Source organism: Variovorax sp. dw_308 (assembly GCF_019207085.1).
GTDB lineage: Bacteria > Pseudomonadota > Gammaproteobacteria > Burkholderiales > Burkholderiaceae_C > Variovorax.
In genome coordinates this window covers 73,865-84,210 of sequence record NZ_JAATOM010000025.1, presented here as the reverse complement: position 1 = coordinate 84,210, position 10,346 = coordinate 73,865, and the positions used below count along the sequence as shown (strand labels likewise).

The following is a 10,346-nucleotide window of genomic DNA, read 5'->3' as shown; positions in this document are numbered from 1 at the left end:
TCCTGCCGACCTTGCTTGCGCGTCCAGCTCGAGCAATGCCTTGCAGACGCCTTTCAGCGCGGCTACGTCACCGCCGATGCGCACCTGGAGGTACTGCGTCGCGATATTCGTCGACGTGAGCGTGACCATCTCGATGGGCGACTGCGGTGCTTCGAAGCGCTCGAGCGCGCGCTCCTTGATCGGATTGAAGACGATGATGGCTGCCCCACGGCGCGAAGCCTCTCGCAAGGAGGTCAGCATTCGCGGGTGGTTGGTTCCCGGGTTGTGGCCCAGCGAGAGGATGAGATCCGCGTGATCGAAGTCTTCTAGCGTGACCGTTCCCTTGCCCACGCCGATCGAACGCGGCAGCCCGACCGAGGTCGGCTCGTGGCACATGTTCGAGCAGTCGGGGAAGTTGTTCGTCCCAAAGCTCCTCGCGAAGAGCTGGAAGAGAAACGCTGCTTCATTCGAGGCCCGGCCCGAGGTGTAGAACTCGACGCTGTCCGGTTCGAGCGTGTTCAGGACGCCGGCAATGTCGTCGAAGGCCTCTTGCCAATCGACAGGCTCGAAGTGGTCTGTGTTGCGGTTGTAACGAAGGGGATGCGTGATGCGCCCCTGGCCTTCGAGCCAGTGATCGGACTTCGTCCAAAGCGACGCGACGCTGTGAGCGGCAAAGAACTCTGGGCCGACCCGCTTGGCGGTCGACTCCCAGGTCACGGCCTTGGCGCCGTTCTCGCAGAACTCGAAGGATGACGTGTGCCGGGGATCCGGCCACGCGCAGCCCGGGCAGTCGAAGCCATCGGGTTGGTTGGCGCGCAGGAGCGTCCTCACGCCCTGCACGACAACGCGCTGTCGGGCCAGCGTTTGCGCAAGCGCCTTCGTGGCGCCCCAGCCGGCCGCGGGCCCGTCGTACTTCTCGATGCCTTCGGGGCGCTCTGTGTCCATGGGGGCCTCGCTGAAAGTGGTGTTCAGTGGTGGACGCTAGTTGAATTGCGCGTCACGAGCCATGGCGCCGCAGGGGTACCCCGTCGATCTGCCATGGGTGCGATTCGAGGCACGGAACGTCGCTCGGAGATATCGTGAACGACGATACGAATAGATGGAAACAGTATTGTTCATGCGATAGCCTGATTTGTATGATTGCAGCGAACAGGAAGGGCCTTGACGTTGACGGCAAGTTCTTTCGGGAAGCGCGACAGGCGCTTCTCCATCTGAGGGCTTGCTGGTGCGCGCACCGACGACAGCTCTCTGGAACTGTTCGCCGGGCGCGCTGAAAAGGTTACGCCCTGCCAAAGAAATAAAGGACTGGCCTGCACCCGTGAACGGCCGGTAATCTTTGCCAATCATCGATCTGTTGAAACGCACAAGGTGTCTGCGATTTGTCTTCTCCAACTGAATCCAGGAATCCCGACTCCGAGAGCTGGAATGGAAGAGATCCCGGCGGCGAAGGGCCGCGCCGCAGCCGCGAATGGGCAGCGTTGATGAGCCGTGCGCAGGCCGGTGACGGTGCGGCATATCGAGACTTGCTCGAAGAGATTGCGCCCTACCTTCGAGGCCTTGCAGCCGAAGAACGCAGCAGCGCCGATCAGCTCGAGGAGTTCGTCCACGATGTCCTGCGCACCGTTCACGCCATCCGGAAAACGTATGACCCGATGCGACCGTTCGAGCCTTGGTTGGTCACGATCGCGCGTCGGCGACTCGTGGCATTGGATGCGGGTGACTCGCGGCTCGGCGCGCCAATCAGGGCGACCGGGAAGACATGGAAGGTGAGCGCTGACCCATGGCTCGCCATGAACAGTCGACTCGACGGACCGCGCAAGCTTCTTGAATCGTTGAAGCCAAGGTGGCTCCTGCGCAGGTCCGACTCGTCGTCCTGACATGAGACATTTCCCGCCCTTCAAGCTGGACTTCGTCAACCACTGCCTGTGGAAGGTGGACGCCGGCGGCCAGTCGCATCCTGTCGGCCTGACGCCCCGGGCTTTCGACGTCCTGCGGCATCTCGTCGAGAACGCCGGGCGGCTGGTGACGCATGAGGAGTTGCTCAACGCGATCTGGCCCGACACGGATGTTCAGCCCGAAGTCCTCAAGGGATACGTCCTCGCCATCCGGACTGCGCTCGGGGACGATGCGCAGAAGCCGAGATTCATAGACACGCACCGGGGAAGAGGGTATCGCTTCGTCGCGCGGCCCGGGAGCGATTCGGGTGGCACGGCCATGCGCCCGCCACGCGGCTCCGCGGGTCTGTTCCTTGGGCGAGGGGCGGAACTTGAGGCACTGGAAGATGCCCTGCGACTGGCGCGACTCGGCATGCCGCAACTTGTCTTCGTCACGGGCGCAGAAGGGATGGGCAAGTCCGCGCTGGTCAGCTTCTTCCTGGACAGGCATGCCTCGGACGAGGGCTTGCTGCGGTCGTGGGGCGCATGCGAGGAAGGTTGTTCGGACACGCGACCATGTCAAGCGGTGCTGGACGCGATGGCGCGGCTTTCCATCGGCATGGACGCAGAGTCGATGCGGGATGCGCTGTCTGCATGGGAGGCGTCGCTCTTTGGTTCCGGGGTTGGACGTGCAGCGGGCGACGCCGGCACGCGGACGGCCTCCGCGAAATTGATCGAGGGCGCGTCGGCGATGGCGCTGTGTCAGCTGCTGGATACCTTGTCGGCCAGCCAGTGTCTTGTGCTGGTCCTGGAGGACGTGCATCGGGCCGACAGGGCGACGGTTGATTTCCTGAGTTCGATTGCCAGGCGCACTTCTGCCGCCAAGCTCCTGATCCTTGCCACCTATCGACCCGAGGAAGCGTCAGGCAGTGTCCCGTTGCTGGTCCGTGTCCACCAGCAGTTGCGTGTGCGCAGGCTGTGTTCCGACGTCTCCTTGGGCGCACTGCGTGTAGAAGCCGTGGGGGAGTTCGTTTCATCGGAAGATCAGGTGGACTTCGAACGCTTTGCCAAGCAAGCCATCGAGTGGTCCGGCGGCAATCCGTTGCTGTTGCTGTCGCTCCTGGATCACCTCGTCGACCAAGGCGTTGCGCAACGGACGCCGCTTGGCTGGTCGATCGCCCAGGGCGCATTTGAACTCCTGAAGGAACCGCCGCCCACACTTGCCCATCACCTGGAGAGCCGGCTGCGGTGCCTGAGCGCCGAGCAGCAACACGTGCTGGAGGCCGGGAGCGTGATCGGGCTCGAATTCGATGCCGTTCTTGCAGCGCGTGTTGCAGGGATCGATGCCATGTCGTGCGAAGACATCTGCGAAGAACTGGCCCGGTATGGCATGTTCATTCGCCGCGCGGAGCGCGAAGCGACAGGCGACGAGAAGGTCGTTCGGCCGTATGCATTCCTCGCGAGCGTGTATCGCGAGGTGCTGCTGTCCCGACAAGGCCCGCTCAGGCTGTCGGAGCGCAGGCGTGTGGCGGCAGGAGACGTTCCGCGCGAGAGCACGTTGCCGACGATCGCCGGCGCGAAGTGGAGTCGCGTGTCGGCGAGCCCCCCGGGCCTCCGTCGGGCATGACCTGTGTGCGCCAGCAGGTCGGTAACCTTTTGCTGCCGCGAACGAACCTCAAGACGTGGGCTTGTCCGGCTGTCCTTTGATGCCGCTGCACTTCGGAGAAAGTCATCATGTATCTCGACCTCGCAGCGACGTGCATTGATCAGGCCAGAGGCTCGGCCCAGGTCACCGTCTGGCCGCATGGGCGGCGCGAGGTCCAGGGGTGCACGGATTCCGTCGTCGAGGAAGTGCCCGTCGCACTGGTATTCAATGGGATTTCGCATGCAGTGATGCTTGCGACCCCTGCGGACCTGGATGACTTTGCCCTTGGCTTCGGCATCTCCGAGGGGCTGCTCCTGGACGCAGGCGAGTTGTACGGCGTCGAGGCAGTGGCCAGCCACGGCGGCATCGAACTCCGTCTGGAAGTATCCAGTGCCTGTGAGTTCAGGTTGCGGGGACGGCGCCGAACGATGATGGGGCGCACAGGATGCGGGCTCTGCGGCAGCGAGAGCCTTCAACATCTGTATCGCCAGACTCCGAAGCCCTTGGGCCTGTTGCGTCTCGCGCCCGAGGCAGTTGGTCGCTCCCTCGAATCGCTTCGCAGCCAGCAGGACATCCAGCAGTTGACTGGCGCGTCGCATGCCGCGGCGTGGTGCGACGCCACAGGCATGGCGCATCTGGTCCGCGAAGACGTGGGCCGGCACAACGCATTGGACAAGCTGATCGGCGCGCTGCTGTCCGCCGGCACGCCAGTGGCCGATGGCTTCATCGCGATCACAAGCCGTGCGAGTTTCGAGATGGTGCAGAAGGCACTCGTCGCCGGCGTCGACGCACTCGTCGCGGTTTCGGCGCCAACGTCCCTGGCTGTCTCACACGCGCTGGAGGGCGGATTGGGGTTGGCGGGATTCGCGCGTTCCGACCGCTTCGTCTGCTATTCCTTTCCCGAGCGATTCGGCGTGAATCAGTCGGTCGCACCTTCGGAGCAGTTTTGTGAGGAGAGGGCGGTCGGGGCGTAACCTTTTTTCGGATTCACGGAACTTCTCAGTAGGCGTGCCGTGCCGGCCTGCCAGCCTTGTGACCTGTTCCGGTCTCAAGTCCATTCATTTTCGGAGAACCCGTTATGTCTGACCGTCAGCTTTCCACCGTGGTCGCGAGTGCGTTTGTTGCAGCACTGGGTGTGCTTTCCGCGGGTCACGCAAGTGCCCAGGAGTTCACGGCTGCGCAGAAGAAGATCCAGGCGGAACACACCACCCTGGTGAAGTCCGGCAAGGTCGAGCCCTGCTTCGGGACGGCCCTCAAGGGCAAGAACGACTGCTATGCGGGCGCCGGTACCACCTGCGCCGGCACGAGTTCCACCGACTACCAGGGCAACGCCTTCAGGCTGGTTCCAAAGGGCACCTGCACGTCGGTGTCCACGCCGAACGGCCCCGGCAGCCTGTCGCCGAAGACGACGTAACGCGCAGAGGCCGGGCTGCTTGCGGCCCGGCGCTTCTCAGCCTGGAGACTCGAATGCCAGATCTCAGCATTGCCTCCATGCGGCCCGGTGCCGAGGCGCGGGCGGGCGCCGGTCTGAAGCCGGCGCATTACAGGTCGATTCTTGAAGAATGGCCTGACGTAGGCTTCTTCGAAGTCCACGCGGAGAACTACATGGGCGCGGGCGGTCCGCCGCACCGCTACCTGTCCGCCATCAGGGAGCGCTACCCACTCTCCGTGCATGGCGTGGGCCTGTCCATCGGTGGCGGACGTGCACTCGACAAGGCGCACCTCGCGCGACTGAGGCTTCTCATCGATCGATACGCGCCGGCCCTGTTCTCGGAGCACCTCGCCTGGTCGACGCATGAAGCGGGGTTCCTGAATGACCTGCTGCCGTTGCCTTACACCGCGGCGAGTCTCGCCTGTGTCGTGGACCATCTCGACCAGGTGCAGGAAGCCTTGAGACGCAGCATCCTGCTCGAGAATCCTTCGACTTACCTGTCGTTCGCAGAGAGCACGTACTCCGAGCCGCAGTTCCTCTGCGAGGTCGTGCGACGCGCCGGCTGCGGCCTGCTTCTGGATGTCAACAACGTGTACGTGTCCTCCGTGAACCAGGGATGGAACCCGTATGCGTACATCGAGGAATGCCCGCTGGATCGCGTCGGGCAGGTTCACCTGGCGGGTCACTCGAGCAACTTGGAAGAGGAGTCTGGACGACGACTTCTCATCGACTCGCACGATCGCTTCGTTGCCGACGACGTATGGCAGCTGTATGTCCACGTTCTGCGGCAGATCGGCCGCGTGCCGACGTTGATCGAATGGGACGCCAAGCTCCCCGACTGGCAAACCCTGCGCTCGCAGGCAGCGCTGGCGGAAAGCCTGATGAAGTTGTACGCCTCGCCGCGCGACGCTGGCGTGGTCGCCAGCGCCATGACCGGCGCCGCGGTCTTCCCCAGCCGCACGAACGCGTCCATCGAAGCGATGGCGCAACCGGCGGGTCGGAGGCAAGCGTATGGATAGCGCGCACGCGCCGAACCCTGTTGAAGTGAACTGGGCACGTCCCCGCGGCCCTTTGACGAGCATCGGCAACTGGCATGACCTGGAGCAGCGCCAACGCAATTTCGGCAAGGCGCTCCTGCACACCAGCGAGCCGATGCCCCGCGGCCTGATGGCACATGGACAGCCGGCGGCGACCGCCAGGTTCAATGTCTACCGGAACAACGTGTTCGTCGGACTGGTGGAAGCGCTCAAGGATGCCTACCCGGTCGTTGCCCGGTTGGTTGGCGGCGATTTCTTCGCGGCCATGGCAAGGGTCCATGCGGTGCTCGAGCCGCCGAAGACACCCGTGATGTCCGAATACGGCGCAGGCTTTCCCGATTTCATCGGCGGGTTCGAATCGGTTGCGACGCTGCCTTACCTGCGCGATGTGGCGAGCATCGAGCGCGCCTGGGTCGAGGCCTACCATGCCGTCGAAGCAGCGCCGATGGACTTGCAGCGCCTGGCGGGCATCGGTCCGGAGCAGTTGTCTCAGTTGCGCTTCACCTTGCACCCTTCGCTGCGCGTCGTCAGGTCGCGGTTTCCAGCCTTCTCGATCTGGCGCATGAACACGGAGGGCGACACGCCTTCCGCGGTAGACATCGAATCCGGCGCAGAAGACACCTTGATCCTGAGGCCGCAAGCCGAAGTCGAAGCCCGGCTGCTGCCGCGAGGTGCCGCGATCTTCATCGAAGGACTCGCCTCGGGCGGGACGGTCGCGGAGGCTGTGGAACTGGCCATCGGCGTCGAGGGGCGATTCGATTTGACGACCGCTTTGGTGGGGCTGATGGAGACGCAGGCATTGGTGGACTTCTCCATCGCCCGCGACGATCCGCTTCCCGATGATGCAGATCGATTGGAGACGACGCGATGAGTGAAGCCACTGGCAATTTCGGTCTTGCGGGAGCGCCTTCCCTGGCGCAAAGGGTTGTTGATTTCCTGAGGATGCTCGGATGCGCCGTGGCGCCGCCGGTCGTGCGAGTCGCGCTGGCGCTCCCGTTCCTCAGATCGGGGCTGACGCGTTGGGATGCGCCGTTCTCGCTGTCGGCCGGCACGACCTTCCTGTTCGAAGAGCAGTTCCGGCTGCATGTGCTGGGCAATGCCTGGCCCTTTCCTTTTCCCGATCAGGTTGCCTATCTGGTGGCTTCGGCGGAGATCGTTTTTCCGTGCCTGCTGTTGCTGGGCCTGGCAACGCGTCTTTCAGGCTTCGCACTCCTATGCATGACGGCGGTGATCCAGTTGGTGTTCCCGGATGGATGGGTGAAATTCCACCTCTACTGGGCAGCGCTGGCGCTCTCCGTCATGGCCCTGGGTCCAGGCAGGCTTTCGGTCGATGCTCTCCTGTGGGATGGTCTGATGCGCGCCCGAAGCACGGCGCACAAGGGCGTCTAGTTTGCTCAACCTGAAGGTTGAATTTCCGGATGATGACCCGAGGCTTGGTGCCAAGGGCGTCCTGGAAGACGTCGCCTGGACGGAACTCATGGCGCGGTCGCAGAACGGCGACGCCGCCGCGTATCTCCGGCTGCTCCAGGAGATCACACCGTACCTTCGCCGGCGCGTGGCCGCCTATCACCAGGATGCGAGGGACATCGAGGACACGGTTCAGGACGTCTTGCTGACCGTGCATTCGGTACGCAACACCTACGACCCTTCACGTCCATTCGGTCCGTGGCTGCTGGCCATTGCGAAGCGGCGCGTGTTCGACAGCTTGCGCAGGAAGATCCAACGGCAAGGCCACGAGGTAGAGTTATCGGATGAACACGACGCTGTACCGGATGCGGACGACCCCCTGGATGCGATCCCGGCCAGAGTTCGACTGCGCGGTGCCATCGAAGGCTTGCCGCCCGGCCAGCGGCAGGCGATCAGGCTGCTCAAGATCGAGGAGAAGTCGCTGAAGGAAGCGTCGGAGGAAACGGGGATGTCCATCGCATCACTGAAGGTCGCCACCCATCGAGCGATCAAGAGCCTTCGGCGCATGCTGAGCGATCGGGGTGACCTGTGATCCATACGTCCGATCTCATCCAGTCGCTCGCAGCGGATATCCGGCCGGTGCGGCGACTCAGGCCACCGGCCATCCGTGCAAGCGGGTGGCTGCTGATTGCGGGCGCGATCATGGTCGGGTTGTATTTCGGCAAGGGCCTGCGTCCTGCCTTTGCCGAGCGGATGAGCGACACCACCTTCCTCATCGGAATGCTGGCGTCGCTCGCGACCGGGGTGCTCGCGGCGTTTGCAGCTTTCCTTGTCAGTCTTCCCGACAGGTCGCAACGTTGGCTTCTTTTGCCTCTGCCGCCGCTCGTCGTCTGGCTGTCGAGCATCGGCTACCAGTGCCTGGCCGGCTGGGTGGGCTTGCCACCGGGTGCGGTCACGCCTGAGGCCGCCGCCGGTTGCGCATCCACGCTGCTCGTCACGAGTCTTCCGCTGGCGGTCGCCATGCTGTTCATGCTGCGATACGCAGCCGCATTTCGACCCGTGCCGGTGATCATCATGGGCAGCCTGGCCGTGTCGGCCTTGACGTGCACGGCCTTGGCGATGTTCCATCCGCTCGACGCAACGGTGATGGTCCTTGGATGGAATCTCGCGACGGCGGCGATCGTCACCGGGGTGGCCCTGCTCATCAATCGGCGCGCGTCGCGGCAGCGGCGGCGGCATCTCCGAACGACTGACAGATCGTGACGGAACAGTTGGGAATTGCTCGCGAAATGGGCCGGGCAATCTGGCTAGATCGCCTGAGTTCGTCAAGATGATGGCCGCTCGCACCAGATAGGATCGAATAACGCCAGCGGCAGACCGCCTTGTTCTCTGAATGGCAGCAGTCGTTCAGTTGGTCAACCGAACTTGCATTACGCTACTTGTGCGGCCGATGGAACATCAAACGTGCCGAGCGAAAGTTCCGAGTAGAGCCGATGATTGAGCAGTACTTGCATGATCGTTTTTAAGCTCGCATCTGTCGCGATTATCCGACCTTGAGCGTCGAATTCGATTCCCCAATTTTTTTGAGCGTTGACCGCGCGAAGACGGCCTATGTATGCGGCGTCAGCGTAATGTCTTCGCTGTTCAATGACCGCCATACGCCGCAGATGCATCGCATTGGTCCCCACGTGTGCGACTAGCGGTGCAACATCTACGAATAGGCCGGAGAATTGTGCATTTTTCTGCAAAGCATCGAACGAATTCTGATATGTATGCTTGAAACTAAGCAGGGTTTCAAAAGAGGCTTTGTTTGCGATCAAAATACCGCCTCCGGTCACGAAGAAATCGAAGTTCTTCGCAATTGTTAGTGCTCGATCATCAACAAGATCAAGCTCATTCGCACCCGTAACGACCACATTGAAGAAACTGCTAGCTTTTTTTGCTCTCCATACATCAGAGACCTTTTTCACACAGTAGATGACCTGTCCATCCATCCGCAAGCGAACGATGTAACCGATGCTGTTGTCAATGTGGCGAATATTTCTAATCAAATTCTCTTCTGGAGGCAGGTCGACTAACGCCTGAAGATCGCCGAACACTGTTTCGTCTTCTTGTAGATGCAGACAGCTTATTTCATTGACTTGCGCCAACAATTCGTACTCATCAACCTCTTCGAATCTCGCGACGGAAGCCGTGACGATTTGCCTTAACTGCGCTGTCAGTTGAGGCGTGGTGTTGACTGATCGGGCGCTGAAGCCACCTATCGTCCTACGCTTGAACACCCAAAGTGATAAAGACGCTTGGGCGACAGGGAAATTTTTGACAAGCGCAAGGGTATCTTCTTTTGACATTTTATTTTGGCTTCGATAGAACGTAAATACCCTGAATGAAACAGGATCTAAGGCGTTGCTTGGGATGAACTGGCTCTCTAGACAAAGCCCGCAATTGACGTTTATGCCCTTCCATATCCGCCTTTATCTCATAAAGTTGCCATCCAGCAACAAGCAAAAGGGGGTTCATCAAAATTTGCCCAGATCGATAGCTGATCAGGAACATCCAAGCCAAGAACAGCGCAAATCCTAGTGTTTTTCCGGTGCTTCCAAGGTCTAATCCCATGAACGACACGACATATGGAAAAACGTAGTTAATCAGGTCATTCGGGATGGTCTTGCTCTCTTCGATTTCCATCTCGTGCTGACCGCCAAAGTGTCGTAGGGTATAGAGAAAGAACACCAAACTGAGCGCTGTAGCGATCAAGAAAGACCAGGCCAACCCAGGGTTATCAAGCGCAGGTAAAGAACAGTCTTTCCAAAAGGACAAAGATTTACAGAAGGGCTGGGTCCAGGAATTGGCCTTTACATCTTGGACGGCCAAGATCAACGACAAGGGAAAATAGGAGCCAAGAAAAAGTAGAATTGCTGCAAAAAAATTTATTTGCATATTGCCTCACAATAAGGGGCAGAGGCACTTAC

Annotated in this window: 13 protein-coding genes; 8 read left to right on the top strand and 5 right to left on the bottom strand. The window is 61.2% G+C overall.

The features are described from left to right. From HCU76_RS30765 to HCU76_RS37340, 3 genes are all read right to left on the bottom strand, one after another. The coding region (locus tag HCU76_RS30765) for a molybdopterin-dependent oxidoreductase (protein ID WP_218511377.1) at positions 1-924 on the bottom strand (924 nt) is incomplete at its 3' end. Positions 925-1,094: 170 nt separating this feature from the next. Next, positions 1,095-1,322, bottom strand: coding sequence for a hypothetical protein (locus HCU76_RS30760; RefSeq protein ID WP_218511376.1), 228 nt, complete (start codon positions 1,320-1,322; stop codon positions 1,095-1,097). Next, complete coding sequence (locus tag HCU76_RS37340) at positions 1,323-1,586, bottom strand: hypothetical protein (protein WP_371319932.1); 264 nt, start codon at positions 1,584-1,586, stop codon at positions 1,323-1,325. It lies immediately after the preceding gene. Positions 1,587-1,857: 271 nt separating this feature from the next. Between HCU76_RS37340 and HCU76_RS30750 the strand changes: the two genes are divergently transcribed. From HCU76_RS30750 to HCU76_RS30715, 8 genes are all read left to right on the top strand, one after another. Next, complete coding sequence (locus HCU76_RS30750) at positions 1,858-3,480, top strand: AAA family ATPase (RefSeq protein ID WP_218511374.1); 1,623 nt, start codon at positions 1,858-1,860, stop codon at positions 3,478-3,480. A gap of 107 nt (positions 3,481-3,587) precedes the next feature. Beyond that, on the top strand, positions 3,588-4,472 hold the full coding sequence (gene fdhD / locus HCU76_RS30745) for a formate dehydrogenase accessory sulfurtransferase FdhD (RefSeq protein ID WP_218511373.1): 885 nt from the start codon (positions 3,588-3,590) through the stop codon (positions 4,470-4,472). A 104-nt stretch (positions 4,473-4,576) separates the two neighbouring features. Further along, positions 4,577-4,912: a DUF2282 domain-containing protein gene (locus HCU76_RS30740; protein WP_218511372.1), complete on the top strand. Its 336-nt coding sequence runs from the start codon at positions 4,577-4,579 to the stop codon at positions 4,910-4,912. Between the two features lie 77 nt (positions 4,913-4,989). Next, positions 4,990-5,949 carry a DUF692 domain-containing protein gene (locus HCU76_RS30735; RefSeq protein ID WP_218511371.1) on the top strand — a complete coding sequence of 320 codons (960 nt, stop codon included), beginning with the start codon at positions 4,990-4,992 and terminating at the stop codon, positions 5,947-5,949. 52 nt (positions 5,950-6,001) lie between these two features. Further along, positions 6,002-6,838 (top strand): DNA-binding domain-containing protein, encoded by an 837-nt coding sequence (locus HCU76_RS30730; RefSeq protein ID WP_218511370.1) that lies wholly within the window; start codon positions 6,002-6,004, stop codon positions 6,836-6,838. After that, on the top strand, positions 6,835-7,356 hold the full coding sequence (locus HCU76_RS30725) for a DoxX family protein (protein WP_218511369.1): 522 nt from the start codon (positions 6,835-6,837) through the stop codon (positions 7,354-7,356). The genes HCU76_RS30730 and HCU76_RS30725 overlap by 4 nt, the downstream gene beginning before the upstream one ends. A gap of 1 nt (position 7,357) precedes the next feature. Continuing rightward, positions 7,358-7,966 carry a sigma-70 family RNA polymerase sigma factor gene (locus HCU76_RS30720; RefSeq protein ID WP_256354591.1) on the top strand — a complete coding sequence of 203 codons (609 nt, stop codon included), beginning with the start codon at positions 7,358-7,360 and terminating at the stop codon, positions 7,964-7,966. Continuing rightward, the gene (locus tag HCU76_RS30715) at positions 7,963-8,637 is read left to right on the top strand and encodes an NrsF family protein (RefSeq protein ID WP_218511368.1); all 675 of its coding nucleotides are present in this window, start codon (positions 7,963-7,965) and stop codon (positions 8,635-8,637) included. Before HCU76_RS30720 ends, HCU76_RS30715 begins: the two co-directional genes overlap by 4 nt. 167 nt (positions 8,638-8,804) lie before the next feature. On the opposite strand, the gene HCU76_RS30710 is transcribed toward HCU76_RS30715, so the two are convergent. Further along, on the bottom strand, positions 8,805-9,725 hold the full coding sequence (locus HCU76_RS30710; protein ID WP_218511367.1) for a Kiwa anti-phage protein KwaB-like domain-containing protein: 921 nt from the start codon (positions 9,723-9,725) through the stop codon (positions 8,805-8,807). A gap of 1 nt (position 9,726) precedes the next feature. Then, a complete protein-coding gene (locus tag HCU76_RS30705; protein WP_218511366.1) occupies positions 9,727-10,248 on the bottom strand; it encodes a hypothetical protein in 522 nt (173 codons plus the stop codon). Between the last annotated feature and the right edge of the window lie 98 nt (positions 10,249-10,346).

Excerpts from the sequence above, each read along its gene's own strand:
- HCU76_RS30750 (WP_218511374.1), top strand. The coding sequence starts at position 1,858 with ATGAGACATTTCCCGCCCTTCAAGCTGGACTTCGTCAACCACTGCCTG.
- fdhD (WP_218511373.1), top strand. The coding sequence starts at position 3,588 with ATGTATCTCGACCTCGCAGCGACGTGCATTGATCAGGCCAGAGGCTCG.
- HCU76_RS30740 (WP_218511372.1), top strand. The coding sequence starts at position 4,577 with ATGTCTGACCGTCAGCTTTCCACCGTGGTCGCGAGTGCGTTTGTTGCA.
- HCU76_RS30735 (WP_218511371.1), top strand. The coding sequence starts at position 4,990 with ATGCGGCCCGGTGCCGAGGCGCGGGCGGGCGCCGGTCTGAAGCCGGCG.
- HCU76_RS30725 (WP_218511369.1), top strand. The coding sequence starts at position 6,835 with ATGAGTGAAGCCACTGGCAATTTCGGTCTTGCGGGAGCGCCTTCCCTG.
- HCU76_RS30710 (WP_218511367.1), bottom strand. The coding sequence starts at position 9,725 with ATGTCAAAAGAAGATACCCTTGCGCTTGTCAAAAATTTCCCTGTCGCC.